18 protein-coding genes and 1 riboswitch are annotated in these 19443 nt (G+C 67.1%); of the genes, 5 read left to right on the top strand and 13 right to left on the bottom strand.

Annotated elements, in window-relative coordinates; all coding sequences use genetic code 11:
- Positions 1-20 precede the first annotated feature (20 nt).
- The 3 genes from U1707_RS00725 to U1707_RS00735 are packed head-to-tail and all read left to right on the top strand — an operon-like array spanning position 21 to position 5901.
- Positions 21-1283 (top strand): efflux RND transporter periplasmic adaptor subunit, encoded by a 1263-nt coding sequence (locus U1707_RS00725; protein ID WP_332798250.1) that lies wholly within the window; start codon positions 21-23, stop codon positions 1281-1283.
- Complete coding sequence (locus U1707_RS00730) at positions 1280-4483, top strand: efflux RND transporter permease subunit (protein WP_332798251.1); 3204 nt, start codon at positions 1280-1282, stop codon at positions 4481-4483. Before U1707_RS00725 ends, U1707_RS00730 begins: the two co-directional genes overlap by 4 nt.
- Positions 4480-5901, top strand: coding sequence for an efflux transporter outer membrane subunit (locus U1707_RS00735; protein ID WP_332798252.1), 1422 nt, complete (start codon positions 4480-4482; stop codon positions 5899-5901). The genes U1707_RS00730 and U1707_RS00735 overlap by 4 nt, the downstream gene beginning before the upstream one ends.
- Positions 5902-5914: 13 nt before the next feature.
- On the opposite strand, the gene U1707_RS00740 is transcribed toward U1707_RS00735, so the two are convergent.
- From U1707_RS00740 to U1707_RS00755, 4 genes are all read right to left on the bottom strand, one after another.
- On the bottom strand, positions 5915-6571 hold the full coding sequence (locus U1707_RS00740; RefSeq protein WP_332798253.1) for a hypothetical protein: 657 nt from the start codon (positions 6569-6571) through the stop codon (positions 5915-5917).
- Between the two features lie 230 nt (positions 6572-6801).
- Positions 6802-9225 carry a TonB-dependent receptor gene (locus U1707_RS00745; RefSeq protein ID WP_332798254.1) on the bottom strand — a complete coding sequence of 808 codons (2424 nt, stop codon included), beginning with the start codon at positions 9223-9225 and terminating at the stop codon, positions 6802-6804.
- Positions 9226-9395: 170 nt separating this feature from the next.
- Positions 9396-10115, bottom strand: a complete 720-nt coding sequence (locus U1707_RS00750) for a CbtA family protein (protein ID WP_332798255.1) — start codon at positions 10113-10115, stop codon at positions 9396-9398.
- Between the two features lie 16 nt (positions 10116-10131).
- The gene (locus tag U1707_RS00755) at positions 10132-10359 is read right to left on the bottom strand and encodes a CbtB domain-containing protein (RefSeq protein ID WP_332798256.1); all 228 of its coding nucleotides are present in this window, start codon (positions 10357-10359) and stop codon (positions 10132-10134) included.
- Positions 10360-10389: 30 nt separating this feature from the next.
- Positions 10390-10540: riboswitch (cobalamin riboswitch) on the bottom strand.
- A 9-nt stretch (positions 10541-10549) separates the two neighbouring features.
- Here U1707_RS00755 and U1707_RS00760 point away from each other — a divergent pair.
- Positions 10550-11113 carry a histidine phosphatase family protein gene (locus tag U1707_RS00760; RefSeq protein ID WP_332798257.1) on the top strand — a complete coding sequence of 188 codons (564 nt, stop codon included), beginning with the start codon at positions 10550-10552 and terminating at the stop codon, positions 11111-11113.
- Here U1707_RS00760 and cobF read toward each other — a convergent pair.
- The 5 genes from cobF to cbiE are packed head-to-tail and all read right to left on the bottom strand — an operon-like array spanning position 11092 to position 15557.
- Positions 11092-11895 carry a precorrin-6A synthase (deacetylating) gene (cobF, locus tag U1707_RS00765; protein ID WP_332798258.1) on the bottom strand — a complete coding sequence of 268 codons (804 nt, stop codon included), beginning with the start codon at positions 11893-11895 and terminating at the stop codon, positions 11092-11094. The genes U1707_RS00760 and cobF overlap by 22 nt on opposite strands.
- Positions 11892-13208 carry a cobyrinic acid a,c-diamide synthase CobB gene (locus U1707_RS00770; protein WP_332798259.1) on the bottom strand — a complete coding sequence of 439 codons (1317 nt, stop codon included), beginning with the start codon at positions 13206-13208 and terminating at the stop codon, positions 11892-11894. The genes cobF and U1707_RS00770 overlap by 4 nt, the downstream gene beginning before the upstream one ends.
- Positions 13205-13990, bottom strand: coding sequence for a precorrin-4 C(11)-methyltransferase (gene cobM / locus U1707_RS00775; RefSeq protein WP_332798260.1), 786 nt, complete (start codon positions 13988-13990; stop codon positions 13205-13207). The genes U1707_RS00770 and cobM overlap by 4 nt, the downstream gene beginning before the upstream one ends.
- The gene (locus U1707_RS00780; protein ID WP_332798261.1) at positions 13987-14352 is read right to left on the bottom strand and encodes a cobalamin biosynthesis protein; all 366 of its coding nucleotides are present in this window, start codon (positions 14350-14352) and stop codon (positions 13987-13989) included. The genes cobM and U1707_RS00780 overlap by 4 nt, the downstream gene beginning before the upstream one ends.
- Entirely contained in the window at positions 14349-15557 is a 1209-nt protein-coding gene (gene cbiE, locus U1707_RS00785) for a precorrin-6y C5,15-methyltransferase (decarboxylating) subunit CbiE (protein ID WP_332798262.1), read from the bottom strand. Before cbiE ends, U1707_RS00780 begins: the two co-directional genes overlap by 4 nt.
- Here cbiE and U1707_RS00790 point away from each other — a divergent pair.
- Positions 15556-16305 carry a cobalt-precorrin-6A reductase gene (locus tag U1707_RS00790; protein WP_332798263.1) on the top strand — a complete coding sequence of 250 codons (750 nt, stop codon included), beginning with the start codon at positions 15556-15558 and terminating at the stop codon, positions 16303-16305. The two genes, cbiE and U1707_RS00790, sit on opposite strands and share 2 nt — an antisense overlap.
- Here the strand turns inward: U1707_RS00790 and cobJ are convergent.
- From cobJ to U1707_RS00810, 4 genes are read right to left on the bottom strand one after another with little or no spacing between them, the layout of a single operon-like run.
- Entirely contained in the window at positions 16281-17039 is a 759-nt protein-coding gene (gene cobJ / locus U1707_RS00795) for a precorrin-3B C(17)-methyltransferase (RefSeq protein WP_332798264.1), read from the bottom strand. The genes U1707_RS00790 and cobJ overlap by 25 nt on opposite strands.
- Complete coding sequence (gene cobI, locus U1707_RS00800) at positions 17036-17761, bottom strand: precorrin-2 C(20)-methyltransferase (protein ID WP_332798265.1); 726 nt, start codon at positions 17759-17761, stop codon at positions 17036-17038. The genes cobJ and cobI overlap by 4 nt, the downstream gene beginning before the upstream one ends.
- Positions 17758-18387, bottom strand: a complete 630-nt coding sequence (locus tag U1707_RS00805; RefSeq protein ID WP_332798266.1) for a precorrin-8X methylmutase — start codon at positions 18385-18387, stop codon at positions 17758-17760. The genes cobI and U1707_RS00805 overlap by 4 nt, the downstream gene beginning before the upstream one ends.
- A complete protein-coding gene (locus U1707_RS00810; protein ID WP_332798267.1) occupies positions 18387-19442 on the bottom strand; it encodes a ferredoxin-like domain-containing protein in 1056 nt (351 codons plus the stop codon). The genes U1707_RS00805 and U1707_RS00810 overlap by 1 nt, the downstream gene beginning before the upstream one ends.
- Position 19443 lies beyond the last annotated feature (1 nt).

Raw genomic sequence — 19443 nt, forward strand, 5'->3', positions numbered from 1 at the left:
TAATCCCCAAGGGGCTGATTATGCACGCATCGACGACACCCGAAACGCTTCCCCCGACCCGCGCCCTCTCTCGATCTGCGCAGATGCGCTGGCTCGCGATCGCGGCCGGCGTGATCGTCGGACTGGTGTTGATCGTCGTGCTGATCGGCAAGCTCACGCATCACGAGCCCGCGGCCGCACCGGTCACCCCAACCGGGACGTTCCGGCCTACCCGGGACCAGATGGCTGGGCTGACGACGATGCGCGTCGGTTATGGCGCGTCCGATGCGCGGACGCTGGCGAGCGGCGCGATCACCGTCGACGGCGATCGCAGCACGCCGGTGCTGATGCCCTATTCGGGGCAGGTGGTGCGCGTGCTTGCGGATGCCGGACAGCACGTGACGCAGGGCCAACCGCTGTTGCTTATCAAGACCAGCGATTTCGTCGATGCGCGCAGCGGGCTGTTCGCGGCACGGGCGGCAGCGCAGAACGCGCAAGCGCAACTCGCCACCGCAGAACGTACCGCGGACCGCCAGCGGCAGATCTACGAGACGGCCGGCGGCGCGCTGAAGGATTACCAGCAGGCGATGACCGACCTCGCCGCCGCGCAGGCGACCGCGCGCACGGCGCAGGCGGCGCTGGGGGCGGCGCGCGACAAGCTGTCGATCCTCGGCAAGTCGCAGGGCGAGATATCCCGGCTGGAGAATGTCGGCGAGGTCTCGGGCATCCACGACGTGACTACGCTGCACGCGCCGATCTCCGGCCTGATCGCGTCGCGCGACGTGTCAGCGGGGCAGTATCTGTCGCAGGGCGGCGACAAGCCGGTGATGACGATCACCGATCCGTCGCGCGTCTGGCTGATCGCGCAGCTTGCCGAGGGCGATGCGAGCGCCGTGCATCTCGGCGACAGCGTCACCGTGACGACGCCGGCGCTGCCGGGTCGCAGCTTCCACGCGACGATCGACCTGGTCGGCGCCGCGCTCGATCCGCAAAGCCACCGCCTGCCGGTGCGTGCGACCATCGCCAATCCGGACGGTGCGCTGAAACCGCAGATGTTCGCGAGCTTTTCGATCCAGCGCCCGCATAGCGGCGATGCGCTGCTGGTGCCGGCCGAGGCGGTGATCCATGAAGGCGAGAATGCCCGCGTCTGGGTGGCCCGGCCCGACGGGCTGCTGGTCGCGCGCACCGTGACCGCGGGCGAGGAGCAGGACGGCAAGGTCGCGATCGTCGCCGGCCTCACATCGGGCGAGCGCATCGTCACCGCCGGCGCGCTGTTCGTCAACGAAGCCGGTCTCGGCGAATGAACCGCATCGTCGAGTTCGCGCTGCGTCAGCGGCTGCTGATCGTCGGGATCTTCGTCGCCATGCTGGTGGCGGGGGGCGTCGGCTTCTACAATCTCAACATCGAGGCGTATCCCGATCCGGTCCCGCCGATGGTCGAGATCATCACGCAGACGCACGGCCTGTCGGCCGAGGAGATGGAGCGCAACGTCACCATCCCGATCGAGGTCGGCATGGCGGGCATCCCGCATCTGACCGCGATCCGCGCGATCTCGCTGTTCGGGCTGTCGGATATCAAGATCCAGTTCAGCTACGACCTGACCAACGACCAGGCCAAGCAACAGGTCATCAACCGCCTGTCGCAGCTGCCCCCACTGCAAGGTGGCGCACAGCCCACGCTGTCGCCGACCAGCCCGGTCGGCGAGATCTACCGCTACAAGATCACCGCGCCGAAGGGCTATTCGGTGATGGACCTCAAGACGTTGCAGGACTGGGTGCTACAGCGCCGGTTTAAGCGCATTCCGGGGGTTATCGACGTCACCGGCTGGGGCGGCAAGCTGCGCACCTATGACGTGGTGATCGACAACGACCGGCTCGCCGCGCACAATGTGACGGTCGCGCAGGTGCTGGCGGCGCTCGGCAAGAGCGACGGCAATGTCGGCGGCCAGACGATCAACTTCGGTGCGCAGGCCGCGATCGTCAGGGGCATCGGCCTGATCCAGTCTGTATCGGGGATCGAGAACGTGCTGGTCGGCACCGGCGGCGGCCAGCCTGTCCTGCTGAAGGACGTCGCGCACGTCCGCATCGGCAATTCGCCGCGGCTCGGCATCGCCGGCTACAACGACCAGGACGACATCGTCCAGGGCATCGTCCTGATGCAGCGCGGCGCGCAGTCGATGCCGACGATCCTGGCGGTGCAGAAGGAAGTCGCCGACATCAACGCGTCGGGCATCTTGCCGCCGGGCGTCCATCTCGACCGGGTCTACGATCGCTCCGACCTGATCCACCTGACGATCCACACCGTGTTGGAGAACATGGTGGTCGGCATCCTGCTGATCTTCGCGCTGCAATGGATATTCCTCGGCAATCTGCGCAGCGCGATCATCGTCTCGGCGACGATTCCGTTCGCGCTCGCCTTCGCGATCCTCGTCCTGGTGCTTCAGGGAGAAAGCGCGAACCTTCTCTCGGTCGGCGCGCTCGATTTCGGGCTCGTAGTCGATGCCTGCGTGATCATGGTCGAGAACATCTTCCGTCATATGGTCGAGCGTTCGGCGCATGTCGAAACCAGCCAGAGCGAGGGACGGGGCGGGCATTACACGATTGCCAACCGCTTCTCGGCGGTGCTCGGCGCGAGCTCGGAAGTCAGTCGCGGTATCTTCTTCGCCGCCGCGATCATCATCGCCAGCTTCCTTCCGCTGTTCACGCTGACCGGGGTCGAGGGCCATATCTTCGGCCCGATGGCGAAGACCTACGCCTATGCGATCACCGGCGGTCTGATCGCCACCTTCACCGTCGCGCCGGTGCTGGCGACGCTATTGCTGCCGGACAAGCTGTCCGAGGTCGAGACGTGGATCGTCGGCAAGCTGCGCCGCGTCTACGAGCCCGCCGCGGCGTTCGCGCTGGGCAACCGGGTCGTCGCGATCGGTGGTTCGCTGTTGCTGATGTTTGCCGCATTGGTCGGCGTGCGCTCGCTCGGGATCGAGTTCCTGCCGCATCTCGAAGAGGGCAACATGTATATCCGTGCGACCTTGCCCGCGTCGGTCAGCCTCGAGGCGGGGCAGCCGGTGGTCAACGGCGTCCGCCGCATCCTGATGCAATATCCCGAAGTCCAGGCGGTGCTGTCCGCGCATGGCCGGCCCGACGACGGAACGGATTCGACGGGCTTCTTCAATGCCGAATATTTCGTGCCGCTGAAGCCGTTCGACACGTGGCCGAGCGGCGTCACCAAGGAGACGCTGACCGAGGAACTCTCGAAGCGGCTGTCGGCCAAATATCCCGGCGTCGACTTCTCCTTCTCACAGATCATCGAGGACAACGTCGAAGAGGCGGCATCTGGCGTGAAGGGCGCGAACTCGATCAAGCTGTTCGGGCCCGACCTGACGACGCTCGAAAAATATGCCGACCAGATCAAGGCGCAGATGTCCAAGGTCCGCGGGATCGAGGACCTGGGCGTGTTCCAGTCGCTCGGCCAACCCACGGTGCGGATCGACGTCGATCGCGCGCGCGCCTCGCGCTACGGGCTGACCCCGGACGACATCAATGCGACCGTCGCCGCGGCGATCGGCGGGCAGTCGAACGTCGACCTGTACGAGAAGGGCACCGATCGCCACTTCCCGATCGTCGTCCGCCTGAAACCCGAACAGCGCGATACGATCGACGCGATCCGCCGCATCACGATCGGGGCACCGTCGCCCGATGGCGCAGGCACGATCCAGGTGCCGCTGTCCGAGGTTGCCGACGTCAAGCTGACGACCGGCGCGTCGTTCATCTACCGCGAGCATCAGGAGCGTTACATCCCGATCAAGTTCTCGGTCCGCGGTCGCGATCTCGGCGGGGCGGTCGACGAGGCGCATGCGCGGATCAGCCAGACCGTCCACCTGCCACCCGGCTATCACCTCGAATGGGCGGGCGAGCTCGACAACCTCAACAACGCGGTCGCGCGATTGGAAGTGGTGGTGCCGATCAGCCTGCTGGTGATCCTGCTGCTGCTTTATGCGAACTTTGGCTCGATCCGCGACAGCCTGCTGGCGTTCTCGGCGATCCCGATGGCGATCATCGGCGGCGTGCTCGCGCTGGCGCTGACCGGCACCGCGTTCAGCATCTCGTCCGCGATCGGTTTCGTGGCGCTGTTCGGGATCGCGGTGATGGACGGGATCCTAGTGGTCACGACCTACAACCACGCAGTCGACGAGGGGATCGCGCACGAGAATGCGTTGGCGACCACCGTGCGGCACAGCCTGCGTCCGGTCGTGATGACGTGCCTGGTCGCGGCGATCGGCCTGCTCCCCGCCGCCCTGTCGAGCGGGATCGGCAGCCAAGTGCAAAAGCCGCTGGCGTTGGTCGTAGTCGGTGGGATGACGCTCGCGCCGATCCTGATCCTGCTTGTCCTGCCGGTGCTGATCGATCGCTTCTCGAAGCGGGTACCCCCTGAGGATCGCGGCGCACACGGGCGCGACATCGGCCACCATACAAATACTGACGGCCATACGGAGGCCACGGCATGAAGCGTCTCGCCATTCTCCTTCTTGCGGGCGTAACCAGCGCCTGCACGATGGGCCCGCGCAATCTCGACGCGCATGCCAGCCTGCCGCCGGCACCCTCGGCGCAGACCTTCGCACCGTCCAGCGGCGTGGCGCAGGCCACCACGCTCGCGGCGGTACCGGCCGAGTGGTGGCGGACCTTCGGCAGCGCCCAACTCGACGCACTCGTCGACGAAGCCAAGGCACATGCGACCGATATCGCCGTGGCCGAGGCGACGTTGCGTCAATATCGCGAGCAGGGCGCGGCGACCGCAGGCTCGGCGCTGCCGCAAGCCGATGTGAACTACCAGGCGGAACGCACGCGCATCTCGAACGCGCTGTCGCCCGCCGTCGCGGACCAGAACCAGCAGCTCTATACGCTGCATACCGCGCAAGTGACGGTCAGCTATGCGCCCGACCTGTTCGGGGGCACCCGCTCTAAGATCCGCTCCGCGCGCGCCGCGACCGAGACGCAGCGCCAGCGGCTCGCGGCGGCGAAAACCACGGTAATTGCCAATCTGGTCGAGGCGGTGATCCAGCGCGCCTCGCTTGCCGAGCAGATCGTCGCAGCGCAGACCGCTATTGCGGTCAACCGCGACATCCTGCAGACGTTGGTCAAGCGCCAGCAGCTCGGTGCGGTCGGTGCCGCGGACGTCTCCACGCAACAGGCCGCACTGGCGACTGCTGAGGGTGCGCTGCCACCGCTAGTACGCGCGGAAGCGCATCAGCGCGTCGTGATCGGCACGTTGATCGGACGATCGGCAGGATCGGACCTGCCGCCGCTGCCGCCGCTCGCGTCGCTCACCCTGCCGCGCGACCTGCCACTGGTAGTTCCCTCCGATCTCGTTGCGCGCCGGCCCGACGTGCTGGCGGCGCGCGCGCAGCTCGAAGGGGCAGGGGCCGATGTCGGCACCGCGATCGCCGCGCGTCTCCCGGCGATCTCGCTCAGCGGATCGGCGGGCGGGACGTCGGAACGGTTTGGCGACATGTTCAAGAGCGGCAACCCGTTCTGGACGCTGATCGGCGGGATCACGCAGCCGATTTTTCATGCGGGCGCGCTTCGTCATCAACAGCGTGCTGCCGAAGCGGCGCTGGAGGGGGCGAAGGCGCAGTATCGGGCGGCGGTGCTTCAGGCGTTCGGCGACGTGTCCGATGCGTTGACCGGGCTGCGGACCGATGCCGATGCGCTCGACTCTGCGACGCGCGCGACCGATGCGTCGGGTCGTGCACTTGGGTTCGTGCGGCGTCAGCTGGCGCTGGGCGATGTCGGTACGCCGGCGCTGCTCAACGCGACCGCGACGGATGCGCAGGCGCGGGGGCAGGCGGTGCAGGCCCGTGCGGCCCGGCTCTCCGATACGGTGGCGCTGTTTCAGGCCGCGGGGGGCGGCGTAGTCGGCGGATGATCGCCCGTCTTCGTCAGCCTCCCGGCTTTTCGATCCAGATCGTGGCGTGCGGCAGGTCGAGGACGATCCGCTTGCCGGCAAAGGCATCCCAACCGATCCAGCGTCCGCCTCGACCGTCGTCATGGACGGGAAGCGTCAGCGCGCCGTATGTGACGGTCCGAACGACGCTCGCCGGTTGGTGAGCCGCGTCCGCATGGAACGGGATCGGGCTATCGCCCCATGCCGCGCTGTAGCCGTCCGTCGTGAGCGTGAGGCGGATGGGAATGGAGCGGGTGCCCAGCGACGCCATGTAGGATTTGCCTACCGCAGCGATCCGGCCCGTACTAAAATCGAGCCGCACCATTTCCTGCGTCAGCACATCGCGACCGACGTCCAGCATCGTGCCGTCCGTTGCGACCGCGCCGAACTTCGCCTTCGAGATCGGCCGATAGGTCGAGCGCAGCTTGACGTCGATGGTCGGGCGCAGCGGGAGCGCGTCGGTCGTCGCGGTCCGCGCGGATAGATCGGGCATATGCGGCAGCCGCTTGGCGAGCGGCTCGGCGAGCGTGGTCGTCGCGGCGTCGGGATCGAGGACGGCCTTCACGGCGATCGTCCGGACCATCGCGGCAACGTGAAGACCCGATTGCGTGACGGCGATCTGGTCGGACTGAATCGTATGCCAGACGGGCATGGACAACATCCTCGGTACGGATGTCGCGACGAGGCGAGGTCTTTCGCCTTCCGAAGAGGATACGCCGCCGGTTGGATCCCGGTTTGCCGAGGAGCCAGACGACGACGCGTCGCGACGATGTCACCCGATGCCGCGATCGTCTTACAAGCGCCTTACGCGGCGCGCGGACGTCATCTGATCATACGGCAATTGCGCGCGGATCACGCGGCGGCGCGTGATCCGCGCGCGTCTCAGAAGCCCTTCTTCAACGAGATGAACACCTGGCGCGGGGTGCCTGCGAGCAGAGTCTGGTTGTCGCCGCTGGCGGTGAACCCGTTCGTGCCGACCGTGGAGATATACTTCTTGTCGGTGAGGTTGGTCACGCTGCCCTCGATCGCGACGCCGTGCATCGGTCCATCGCCTTCGAACCGGTAGCCGATGCTCGCATCGACCAGCACGCGCCCCGGCACCGATTGATCGTTGAGATACGTGAAGTAGCGCTTGCTCATGTAGTCGGCGCCGACGCGACCGGTGAAGCCGGACTGTTCGATCACGATCTCGCCCTTGAGCATGTGCTCGGGGCTGTCGACCGCCATCTTGCCATCGGTCGCGACCAACACCGCGCCGCTCGCGGACAGGACGTCGTCGGCGTATTTCGACTTGTTGTACGAATAGCTGGCGAACAGCGATACCGGCGTGAAGATCCGGTAGTTGACCGCGACTTCGGCGCCGTAGGTGTGGACGCTGCCGACGTTGTTCAGCGTCGCCGGATTGCCGATGATCCCCGCGCCGTTGGAGAAGCCGAGCAAGCGGTTCGAGAAGTCGATGTAATAGCCGACGGCCGACGCCTGCAGCGGACCCTGGCGGAAGCGCAGGCCACCCTCTGCAGTTTTCGACCGCTCGGGCTTCAGCTGGCCGCGGATCGCGTCGAACCCGGCCTGCGTGGTCGAGAACGGCCCCGTCGTTGCGGACGAGACATAGGCGCGCACGTTCTCCTTATAGTCCGCGAACAGCTCGGCGCCGGGCGTCAGCTTGAACAGGATGCCCGCCTGCGGCTGGAACCAGTCCTTCGCGCTGATCTTGCCGACGGCCAGCGGCGAGGTCGTCGCCGGCAGCATGATCGCGCGGTTGGTGACGTAGAATCCCTTCCAGCCTGCGTTCAGGACCAGGCGATCGTCGACGAGGCGGATCGTGTCGCCGACATGATACTGGATCGTATCGGTGGTGTATTTGCCGTCCCACTGCGTGGCATACGGATTGCTCTGGAACTGCAGCGTATCGCGGTTCGGCGTGGCGCTGTCGGTCATCCCGTAGAACCGGCGCGCCTGCGTGAACGTGTTCGTCTCGTACCAGCCGCCCAGTTCAAGCGTGTTGGCGCCGTGCACATAGGCCAGATTGCTCAGCGCACCGCCGCGCTTCATCGCATATTCCGTGGTGCGGAACCCGAGCGGGCTGGCCGCGGTGATCGGCGTACCATCGGCGTTCGGCGCACCTGCCGGGGTCGGCGAATACGGCGTGATCCACGACCCCTGGCCCTCGTTGTCGTGATAATAGCCGGTCGTGCTGAGCGTGAGTTCGGGCGTCAGATTGGCATCGAACGTGACGCCGCCGAGATAATCGCGCCGCAGACCGCCGGCATCGTAATAGGCATCGTCGACCGTGCCGAAGCCAGCCGGGAAGGTCGTGCCGGCGCCGGCCCAGGGTTGCGCGGTGCCGACGGCGACCGCTGCCTGGTTCTGCGCGACCTTCGCGATCTGCAGCGCGAGCGGATAATTGTCGGCGATGTTGTCGTTGCGCAGTCCACGACGACGGATGATGTCGAGGCTGAGATCCTGGTAATCCTGCTCGCGGCGATCCGAGAAGTTCAGGAACGCCGACAGGCTGCCGAGCGCACCGAGATCCTTGACGATCTTGCCGTTGGCCTGATGCTGGCGCTGTACGCCGTCGCCTTTCCATTTGTCGGTCGAGAGAAAGCCGTAGCTCAGATACCCTTTCAGGCCGTCGCCCAGATCGCCGCTGTCGACCCGAGCGAACGCGCGGTAGGTGTCGTTCGAACCGTAAGTGGCGCCACCGGTCACGTTGGCTGTGTCGCGAGGCTTGTCGCTGAAGAATTCGATCGTGCCGCCGAGATTGCTCGTCGATGCCGTGCCGAGCGCGCCGGCGCCCTGCGCGACATCGGTGCGCGCGACGTTCTCCGAGATGATCGCGCGGCTGATGTGCAGGCCGTTGACGTTGCCGTAGCTCATGTCGCCGAGCGGCACGCCGTCGAGCGTGAAGCCGAGCTGGTTCTGGTTGAAGCCGCGCAGCGAGATGCGCACCGCCCATTCATAGGCGCCGAACGGGTCGGCGGCCTGGAAGTTGACGCCCGGCAGCTTCTGGATCGCCTTGAGCGGGCTAGATCCCGGCGTCAGGCGCGCGATGTCGGCGGCATTGACGCTCTGGACCTGGCGGCTCTGCCCGAAACCGAGCACGACGATGTCGCCGGCCGGGGCGTCCGTCTCCACTGGCGCTGTCGCCGGTTGCGCGGTCATCGGTTGCTCGGCCGTTGCCTGCGCCGTCGTTGCGGGGGTGGCCGACGGGTCGGTGACGGTCTGTGCCGCTAGCGGTGTCGCACATGCGCTTGCGGCGAGGACATAGGGGGCCGCGCTGGCGAGCAGGCCGGAAAGACGGTTCATGGTAGTTCCCCGAGCCGCCCCAGTGCGACTTCGGGTTCGCCATTGCCGCGGGACGTTACGGGCCGGCGACGCTTCGATGACGTTCCCGCGACTCCCCGCGTTTATCCGACCGGACGAGCGATTGGGCCCGTCGGCAGTCGGACGGGCGCCGACTGCGTGAGCCGTGCCAGTTAGACAGTGCGCCGATCACGCAGAATGCGATCGACCTGCCAGCCGAACGCGATCCCGATGACGAGGAACAGGATCGTCTGCGTGGCGATCGACGCGACCCTGAATTGCCAAAGCAGGCTCGCCGGGAATGTCGCCGGAACCTCGTCGATGGTCGGCAGGAGCAATTGCAGCGCGGCGACCAGAACGACATAGCCCATGACGCCGGCCAGGATCGCATCGATCGCGGACCACCGCCCGCTCAGACGCTGCCGTATCCAGATGCCGGCAACCGCGGCCAAAACCGAAAAGCCAATCATTCCGAAATAGGCGACGGTCCTGAGCCTGACGGTCTCGTGAAGTCCCACTGCCGGCGGGGTCGGCGGGTATTTGATCGCCGGTACGACGACGATCACGACGATGGTCAGCAGCGCGAGCAGCAGCGACAGGCTGCGCGGGCCGATCCGGACCACGCGACCATAGAGTACCGCAAATACGATCGCGAACAGCCCGCCGAGCGCGGTTCCGTACATCAGCATCGCGGTAAAAAGGCCGGCCGTCTTCTGGACGGTTCGACTGACGAGGTCTTCGTCCATGCCGGGCATGGCATGGACCGCGTGGGCGGCTTCGAAGGCGATGGCGGCGTCGATCCTGGGCTCGGCGAAGATCAGTGCGAACGTCGCGGCGACCACGGCGCCGAGAATGCCCGCAAGCATGCCGTGCCACAGCATATGTTTCATCATGAAGGCAGACCCTGTCTTAGTGGCAGGGGAAACCCAGCAGATGCCGTCCGTCGTGGACGTACTCATGCACGTACATGCCCTGGAACAGCGCGAACGCGCCCTGTTCGGTGCTGACGAAATACAGCATGATCAGCGCGATCACCGTGCCGAGGACGGCCCAGGGTGCGATCTCGTCGAGCGGAATGCCGGGTGTCGTCCCGATCGCGATGTACGGGTCTTGCGGGGATAGCGCGCGTGCTGCCATGTTCAGTCTCCTACCGGGATCTCGCGCCCGGCGAACGTTGAGGCGTCGGGCGGGGTCTGGCTCTCGACAGGATAAGCCCCGTCGATCACAGTGGCGCGACCGCGCCGGTATCGCACCGGCTTCCCGCCCGGCTCCGATCGTTCCGCTGTGAAGCGACGGGGCAGGGGCGTCAACCGATTTGGAGCAACCGATGGCTACCCGTCTCGTCCTGATGTGCGCGGGCGCCACGCCGACGATGCGGAGCGGTGGCTTCCCCGATCCGGCGGATCCGCTCGACGAGGGGAGCCGCGCAAAGGCCGGCGCTATCAGGCTGGACGGACCGTCTGCGGCGTGCGTCTGGTCGAGTCCGGCGGCTGCGGCGCGTGAAACCGCGATTGCCCTTGGGCTGGACGCGGTACCTTGCGAGGCGCTCCGCGATATCGATTACGGTGCCTGGACCGGGCTCTCGTTCGACGCGGTCCATGCGCGCGCGCCGAACGACCTGACGGCGTGGCTTGCCGCACCCGAACAAGGCGCACCGGGCGGCGAGACGATGGACGCCGTTGCGGAACGCGTCGAACCCTGGCTTCGCAGCATGGAGCCCATGGACCAGCCGATACTGGCGATCACGCATGCCACCGTCATCCGCGCGACGATCGCCGCAGCGCTGTCGATCCCGGTAACGACGACACTCCGGATCGACATCGCACCGCTGTCGATTACCGTGCTATCGTTCAATCGCGTTTGGCGTCTTCAGGAACTCCGTCGCTGCTGATCGTCCATCGGCGCGACTGCTGATTGCGGCGGGCGACGCATCAGGTATATGTCCATTATCCAGCCATGCTCGGCGCGCAACGCTGCACGATGCGATGCGATATGGTGCGCTATTAGGGCAAGCGGGCCCGCGACCAGCGCCTCGTGCGGCATGCCTAGATACGCTCCCCACCAGATGTCGATACCGTGAGGATCGAGCGTCTCGAAGGCGCATCCGCCGTCGAGCATGACCGCCAGCGTATCGACGCCCGTCGGCCAGCCGTCGCGTCGCAACCGCCGTCCGGTGGTGATGAGGACCGGCGCACCCAGCATGTTCAGGGGAATCGCATGTGCCGCCGTCAGCGCCTGCAAGCTGGTAATACCCGGAACGACATGGACGCGCAGCGAACGACCCTCGCGATGCAATCGCTCGGCGATCCTCAAGCTGCTGTCGTACAGCGATGGATCGCCCCACACGAGCAGCGCCAACCGTCCGCCTTCCGGCAGGTACGTGTCGATTGCAGTTGCCCAGCACGCGGCGATCGCGTCATGCCAGTCGTCGACCGCGGCCAGATAGTCGCCATCGGTACCGCGCTTCGGCAGGTCGAACTCCACGACCTGCGTCCCGCCGGTCAGGACCGCGGCGCAGATCGTTCGGCGCAGGTCGATCAGGTCCGATTTCGCATCGCCCTTGCGGGGGAGCAGGATGACGTCTGCGGCGTTCATCGCAGCCTCCGCCGCCCGCGTCAGGTGATCGGGATTGCCGGTACCGATCCCGATCAGATGCAGGTCGATTCCGTTCACCGGCCATGCGCGATCAAGTGGAAGAAGGTGCCGGACACGTTACCGCGGTACGATCCGCTCTCCGTGACCGGCGTCCCCTCCGCATCGCTGACATCGGCGAGCGGTCGATCGGGTTGGTCGAGGATGGTCGAGTAATGGAATTCGTGACCGCGCAGATCGCTCCCCGCCGCAACGCCGGCCATCGGCGCAAGCAAGGTCGCCTGGCGATAGCCCAGATGCATGCGCCGCTGCTCATAGCTCGTGACCAGACCGAGCAGTCCGGCCATACGATGGCGCACACCCTCGGCATCGATCAACGCTTCGCCCAACGCCATATACCCGCCGCACTCGCCGTGCACGGGCCGCGTGACGGCATGGCTGGCGAGCGCGGCACGGAAATTGTCCGCCTGAGCGAGACGCCCGGCATGCAGCTCCGGGTAGCCGCCCGGCAGCCAGACGAGATCCGCGTCCCGTGCGGGGCACTCGTCGGCGAGCGGCGAGAAGGGCAGGATTTCGGCACCTGCGCTACGCCATCCGGCCAGCATGTGAGGATATGCGAACGAGAACGCGGCATCCTGCGCCAAGGCGATGCGCTGCGCCGGTGGCGTGAAGCGGTGTGGCTCGACACCGTTCCGCGGCGTCGTCGCGGCGGCGGCGGCGGCGGCGCGGATCGCGGCGAGATCGACGTGATCGCGCAGGAACACCGCATAATCGGCGATCCGGGCATCCAGATCGGGATGCTCCGACGCCTGCACGAGCCCGAGATGCCGTTCGGGCAGTTTCAGATCGCCGCGTCGCGGCAATGCGCCGAACACGCGCACGCCGGCGGCGGCCATGCCGCTGCGCGCAAGCCGTTCGTGACGTGGGCTCGCGACCCGGTTCAGGATCACGCCGGCGATCGGCAATCCGGGATCGTACAGCGCAAAGCCGAGCGCGGTGGCCGCGGCCGACTGCGCCTGTCCCGATACGTCGATCACCAGGACGACCGGCCAGCCCATCCTGCGCGCGATATCCGCGCTGGCGCCGGTACCGGTCGCGCCCGGTTTCGCCACGCCGTCGAACAGGCCCATCGACCCTTCCGCCAGCACGAAATCGGCATCGTTCGCCAACGCGGCCAGACCGTCGAGCATCGCGCCGTTCATCGCCCAGCTATCGAGGTTGAACGATGGCCGCCCGCTGGCCGCGCGGTGGAACGCGGGATCGATATAGTCCGGGCCGCTCTTGAACGGTTGCACCGCAAGTCCTTCGTCGCGCAGTGCACGCAGCAGGCCCAGCATGACCGTGGTCTTGCCGGTTCCCGATGCGGGTGCGGCGATCATCAGGCCCGGGATCATGACGCGTCTCCTGCAAACCGCGAGTTCGCGTCCTGTGGTCGGAACCGCCGGTCGTACCCTGCTGCATAGAGGCTGCTTTCGCCGAAATCGTCCGACGCGAGAACGCGACCGACCAGGATCAACGCAGTCCGATCCGGGCCGTCGGCCGCTGCCTCGACGATCGTTGCCAGCGTGGCGCGGACGACGCGTTCGTCCGGCCAACTCGCGCGCCAGACGATCGCTGCCGGACAATCGCCGCCATACGCCGGCGCCACCGCCGTGACCACGTGCGCGAGATTGTGGATCGACAGATGGATCGCCAAGGTCGAACCGGTCGCGGCGAACGTCGCGAGATCCTCGGCGGGCGGCATCGTGCTCGCGCGTCCGGGCGTGCGGGTCAGTACGACCGACTGGGTCAGGCCAGGCAGGGTCAGTTCGGCTTCGAGTGCAGCCGCTGCCGCGGCAAATGCTGGTACGCCGGGCGTAACCGTAAATGGGATTTCGAGCGCACGCAGTCGGCGGAGTTGCTCGCCCATGGCCGACCAGATCGACAGGTCCCCTGAATGAAGACGAGCGATGTCGTGGCCTTCGCCGTGTGCATCCACGATCGCCATGATGATCTGATCGAGCGACAGCGGCGCGGTGTTGACGATCCGCGCACCGGGCGGGCAATGGTCCAGCAAGGCGGCGGGCACCAGCGATCCGGCGTAGAGGCACACCGGCGACGCCGCGATCAGATCGCGTCCCCGCAATGTCAGCAGATCGGGCGCACCGGGGCCGGCACCGATGAAATGAACGGTCATGCGGCGGGTCCTTGGGCGATGGCACAGGTTGCCATCCGGTCGGGAGAGATGTGGCGGCGGGTCAGCAGCGATGCGCGGTCGCCGGCTGCCGCTAGCGCTGCGGCCTCCGCGACACTGCCTGTGCCGCGTGCATCGAGGCTGAATTGGGAGCGAGTGGCCGTGATTATGCTGCGCAGCATTTCCGGCGTCACCGCGATCAGAGGCAGGTCGAGTTTAGCAGCGAGCGGCGCGAGCAATGCCGTCTTGTCATGGGGCGCAGCGAGTGCCGTCACCGCAGGATGGCCGCTCTGCGCAAGCGCGAGCGCGGTCTCGCACGCTGCCATATCGGCCGCGGCACGAAAGCCGAAACCTGCGACGATCATAGCGTGACGCTCCATTGCACGACGGGATACTGCGCGCGCCAACCGCGGCGCGTGCCAAGCGGCGCCGCTTCGGCCAGTTCGATCCGTAGAAGCGTGCCGCCCTTGGCCGCATGCCACTGTGTCAGCAGGGCCTCCGACTCCAGCGTGACGGCGTTCGCGACCAGACGCGTAGCTGCATCGAGCATCGTCCATAGTCGTTCCAGCAAGGCGTGCGACAGCCCCCCGCCGACGAAGACTACATCGGGCAGGGGGAGGCCCTCGAGACCGTCGGGCACCCGCGCGTTCACCACCCGAAGCCGGTCGACCCCCAGCGTTGCCGCGTTGAGGCGAACCCGGTCGGCACGAACCGCATCGGCCTCGAAAGCGACCGCCTCCGTAGAGGGGTGCGCCAAGAGCCATTCGATGCCGATCGACCCAGATCCGGCGCCGATGTCCCATAGGCGTTCGCCCGGCCTGGGCGCGAGGGCAGAGAGCGTCAGCGCCCGGACTGGTCGTTTCGTGATCTGCCCGTCATGCTCGAACCAGTGATCCGGGCGTCCGGCCGCGCAGGGCAGCACGGCACCGTCGCCCGACACCGATATACCGACCGCCACGGGATGCGCGATGTCGGAAATGTCGAACGTGGCGGCAGTGGTTCGGCGGATGCGTTCGAACGGACCACCAAGCGATTCCAGGATCCACAGCGTGCTGGCGCCGAACCCAACCCCGTCGAGATATCGTGCTAGCAGCCCGACTGCCGTGCCGTCGCGTACCAGGACTATCGCCTGCCGCCCCGGCGCTAGGATCGGCCGCAACCGTGTGAACGGTGCGGCGTGCAGCCCAACACAGGCCGTGTCGTCGATCGACCAGCCTAGCCGGGCTGCGGCGAACCCGAACGTCGACACGGCGGGATGCGCGACCCATTCGTCGCGGCGCAGATGGCGGGCGATGACCGTACCCGCGCCGAACCAGAATGGATCGCCCGATACCAGCATCACCACACGACGCCCCCGCTGTTCGAGCAGGAGCGCGATGCCGTCCTCGAACGGTATCGGCCAGGGCAGGACATCACATGGGAGATCTGGTAGGAGCGCGAGGTGTCGCGTCGCGCCGGTCACCAGATCGGCGTGGTGGATCGCGGTACGGCTTGCAGACGACAGGCCTGCCGGTCCATCCTCGTTGATCCCGACAATCGTCAGCCACGGACTTCGTTCAATCTCAGCCATGCCGTCCATCCTGATCCTTGGCGGCACGACCGAAGCCAGTGCACTCGCGTCCGCTCTTGGGGCTCGCGGCATTACGGCGGTGCTCAGCTATGCCGGCCGCGTCGCCAATCCGAAGCCGCAGCCGGTGCCCGTGCGGATCGGCGGGTTTGGTGGCGTCGATGGCCTCGCGGCCTATCTTCGTCGAAACCGAATAACCCATCTGGTCGATGCCACGCATCCCTTCGCAGCGCAGATGACCCGCCATTCCCTTGCCGCGGCGGCTCAAGCCGGTGTCGCGCATCTTGCTTTCACACGGCCGGCATGGGCGCCGGAGGACGGCGACACATGGCAGAGCGTCGGCGATATCGACGCGGCCGTTGCTGCGTTGGCGGGGCCGCGTCGGCGCGTGATGTTGGCGCTCGGCCGCATGCAAGTCGACGCGTTCGCCGCGCAGCCGCAGCATCGCTATCTGCTGCGCTTCGTCGATCAGCCCGATCGGGCGATCGGATTGCCCGATCATCACGTCGTCGTCGACCGCGGACCGTTCACCGTCGCACGCGACCTGACGCTGATGCGGGAGCAGTCGATCGACGTCGTCGTATCCAAGAATGCGGGAGGTTCGGGGGCAGTGGCCAAGGTGATCGCGGCGCGCGCGCTGGCACTGCCCGTGCTCATGATCGAGCGTCCCGTCCTGCCCGCCCGGACCGAAGTCTGCGCCGTCGAGGAGGTGCTTCGCTGGCTCGGTCACGACGCCGATCTCGGTGTGTAGAGGAATGGCGTGCCGGCGCGCGTGATCATGCGCGTCGAGCTCGACCCGACGATGACGACCGTCCGCATATCCGCCATCTCCGGCAGTGCATCGGGCAGGGCGACGATTTTCAGATTTTCGTCCGGCGTGGATACGGCACGAGCGAACAGCACCGGCCGCGTATCGGCGCAGGTATCGCGCAGGATCGCCAGCGCCGTGCCGAAGCCGTCGGGACGCGCCCTGGAACGGGGATTGTAGAAGGCGATCGCAAAATCCGCTTGTGCCGCCAATCGGATCCGGCGCTCGATCAGCGCCTGGGGCTTGAGATTGTCGGACAGGTTGATCGCACAGAAATCATGGCCCAACGGCGCACCGACCCGCGCACTGGCGGCGAGCATCGCGGTGATCCCCGGCAGCACACAGATATCGAGCGCGCGCCATGCCGGTGGTCCGTGCTCGATGGCTTCGAACACCGCCGCCGCCATCGCGAAGACGCCTGGGTCCCCCGAGGAGACGACCACGACCTTTTGCCCTCCATGCGCCAATGACAATGCGTGGTGTGCGCGATCGAGTTCGACGCGGTTGTCGGACGGATGAAGCGTCAACCCCGGGCGCGGTGCGACGCGCGCGACATAGGGGATGTAGCCGATGACGTCGGTCGCCTCGGTGAGAGCGGCCGTGACCTGCGGGGTGATCAACGCCGCGTCGCCCGGCCCGAGCCCGACGATCGCCAGCGATCCGGCAACAGCCGTCACGGTCTGCGCCCCTGGCCGTGGATCAACACGATGGCGAAATAGGGGGCGATACTGGCGGCATCGGCGAGGCGCGTGACGCGCTGGTCCGGCATCGCGGCATATTCCACCAGCCATGCCGAATCCTCGCGGCCAGCCGCCACGACCGCCCGCCGCAGCTTGGCGAGGTGTCGCCCGATCTTCATCACGACCAGCGCGTCGGTATCGCGAATGCGCCGCGTGAGATCCTCCTCGGATAGCGTCGCGGTCAGCACCGTCAGCACGTCGTCGCCCCAGGTAATCGGCACGCCACTCGCGGTCCATGCGCCCGACATGCCGGTGATCCCCGGCACCACGCAGACCGGCGCGATATCGGACAGCCGCGAGTGCAGATGCATGAACGATCCGTAGAAAAACGGGTCGCCTTCACACAGGACGACCACCTCCTCGCCGGTCCGCGCAAGCGCCGCCAGATGCTGGGTGCAGTCGGCATAGAAGGCCGCAAGCAGGCCGCGGTAGCGAGGGTCGGATGTCGGGATTTCGGTCGTGACCGGGTATTCCATCGCGTATTCGACGGCGTCAGCACGCAGCATGCCGTCGACGATGCGTCGCGCCTGGCCGGGTTTGCCGGCCTTGCGGAAGAACGCGATGTGACGCGCACCGCGCACGAGGCGGTCGGCCCGGACACTCATCAGGTCCTGCGCACCCGGGCCGAGACCGACACCGTGGATCGTCCCGATCGTCATTCGGCGTAACTGGCGAGCGCGTTGATCGCCGCCACGGTGATCGCGCTGCCGCCCATCCGGCCTTCGACGACAACGCACGGCACCGGCTGTTCGCCCCAGAGCGCGGCCTTCGACTCCACCGCGCCGACGAAGCCGACCGGGCATCCGATGATCGCGGCGGGACGCGGACATTCCGGGTCCTCGAGCATGTCGAGCAAGTGGAACAAGGCGGTCGGCGCATTCCCGATCGCGACAAGCGCCCCCGCCAGATGTGGCCGCCACAACTCGAGTGCCGCAGCCGACCGGGTGGTCGCCAAGGCGCGCGCGAGCTCGGGCGTTTCGCTGTCATGAAGCGTGCAGATCACCGGGTTCGCCGCAGGCAGTCTTGCGCGCGTGATACCCTCGGTCACCATGCGCGCGTCGCACAGCACCGGTGCGCCGGCGGACAGCGCGGCCCGTGCGCTGACGGCGAATGCGGGCGAGAAACGGATATGCTCAGCCAGGCCTACCAGCCCGGACGCGTGGATCATCCGTACCGCCACCGGTTCCTCGTCCACCGAAAACGCCGTCAGGTCTGCTTCGGCGCGGATCGTCGCGAACGACTGACGATAGATGGCGGCGCCGTCGGTCTCGTAGATATGCGGCATCAGGTGGCTCCGAAATGGGCGAGGACGGCAGGCGCGTCGAGACCGGCGAGGAAAGGGGGATCGCCCGCGCGCGCAGCGAAGCCGAGATCGAACCGTCCGCCATTGCCGGTCAGGACCACATCGGCGGCGATCGACCGCGCGCATCCCTTGGCACAGCCCGACACGTGCAGTCGGCCAGTGACCTTGTGTGCGAGGCGGAGGGCAAGGTCACGCGTTGCGACGCTGGCGTGCGGGCAGGCGGGGGCGCCGACGCAGGCGTCCACGCGAACCGTCGCGGGGTCTGCGTCGCCAGCGAGCGAGACGCCGGGTGTTCCGCCCTCGACGAGGATGGTTCGCCACGGCGTCACGCGGATCGCGCTTGCGCCGCTTGCTTGCATGAAAGCTGCCAGCGCGGGTGCGTCGATCCGTCCGAACGGCAGGCCGTGCGGGACGCCGACCGTATGATCGGGCTTTGCGGTCGTCGGCTGCGACCGGACCGCTGCGATCATCGGCAAAGCGGCAGTATGTCGCGCCATCCGTCCCGCGGTCGCGCCGCCCGTGTCGACGAACCAGTGGGCCAGTGCGATCAGCGCATCGACTTCGCCGCCGACCGCAACGCGTGCTCCCTGATCGCGACCATCGGCGCGCAGCATCAAGTCACCGTCGCTGCAGCGCTCGATGCGAAAATCGGCAGGGTCGTCGCGCAGCACCGGAGCACCGCCGGCATCGATCGCGAAGCCGACCTTGCCGGGCAGCTCGGGCAGTTCGGACAGGCGATCGGCCAACTCGGTCGCGATCCGGTAGGTGTCGTCGCCGACGCGCCAGTCGGGGTCGACCAGGATCGCGCGACGGGCCTCGGTGAGCGGGTCCGGATCGACCAGACCCAGGTCGCACAGTCGGGCGACGAGCGGCTGCCAGGCCTCGACGCCGCGGATCTGGAGGTTGGCGCGGTTGGTCGCATCGATCTGGCCGTTACCGTACGTGGTCGCAGCCTCGCACAGCCCGAGCACCTGTTCGCGGATCAGCCGGCCCAGCCGCGGGCGGACGCGGACCAGCAAGCCGTCCCCGGCCGCCATG

The organism is Sphingomonas sandaracina, from assembly GCF_036663695.1.
Classification (GTDB): Bacteria; Pseudomonadota; Alphaproteobacteria; order Sphingomonadales; family Sphingomonadaceae; genus Sphingomonas.

Bases quoted from the DNA above. Each gene is read 5' to 3' on its own strand.
- U1707_RS00745 (WP_332798254.1), bottom strand. From the start codon at position 9,225: ATGAACCGTCTTTCCGGCCTGCTCGCCAGCGCGGCCCCCTATGTCCTC.
- cobI (WP_332798265.1), bottom strand. From the start codon at position 17,761: ATGACGATCGGGACGATCCACGGTGTCGGTCTCGGCCCGGGTGCGCAG.
- U1707_RS00755 (WP_332798256.1), bottom strand. From the start codon at position 10,359: ATGGCAGCACGCGCGCTATCCCCGCAAGACCCGTACATCGCGATCGGG.
- U1707_RS00735 (WP_332798252.1), top strand. From the start codon at position 4,480: ATGAAGCGTCTCGCCATTCTCCTTCTTGCGGGCGTAACCAGCGCCTGC.
- U1707_RS00740 (WP_332798253.1), bottom strand. From the start codon at position 6,571: ATGCCCGTCTGGCATACGATTCAGTCCGACCAGATCGCCGTCACGCAA.
- cobM (WP_332798260.1), bottom strand. From the start codon at position 13,990: ATGACCGTTCATTTCATCGGTGCCGGCCCCGGTGCGCCCGATCTGCTG.
- U1707_RS00790 (WP_332798263.1), top strand. From the start codon at position 15,556: ATGCCGTCCATCCTGATCCTTGGCGGCACGACCGAAGCCAGTGCACTC.
- U1707_RS00750 (WP_332798255.1), bottom strand. From the start codon at position 10,115: ATGATGAAACATATGCTGTGGCACGGCATGCTTGCGGGCATTCTCGGC.
- U1707_RS00725 (WP_332798250.1), top strand. From the start codon at position 21: ATGCACGCATCGACGACACCCGAAACGCTTCCCCCGACCCGCGCCCTC.
- U1707_RS00810 (WP_332798267.1), bottom strand. From the start codon at position 19,442: ATGGCGGCCGGGGACGGCTTGCTGGTCCGCGTCCGCCCGCGGCTGGGC.
- U1707_RS00805 (WP_332798266.1), bottom strand. From the start codon at position 18,387: ATGCCGCATATCTACGAGACCGACGGCGCCGCCATCTATCGTCAGTCG.
- U1707_RS00760 (WP_332798257.1), top strand. From the start codon at position 10,550: ATGGCTACCCGTCTCGTCCTGATGTGCGCGGGCGCCACGCCGACGATG.
- U1707_RS00730 (WP_332798251.1), top strand. From the start codon at position 1,280: ATGAACCGCATCGTCGAGTTCGCGCTGCGTCAGCGGCTGCTGATCGTC.
- U1707_RS00780 (WP_332798261.1), bottom strand. From the start codon at position 14,352: ATGATCGTCGCAGGTTTCGGCTTTCGTGCCGCGGCCGATATGGCAGCG.
- cbiE (WP_332798262.1), bottom strand. From the start codon at position 15,557: ATGGCTGAGATTGAACGAAGTCCGTGGCTGACGATTGTCGGGATCAAC.
- U1707_RS00770 (WP_332798259.1), bottom strand. From the start codon at position 13,208: ATGATCCCGGGCCTGATGATCGCCGCACCCGCATCGGGAACCGGCAAG.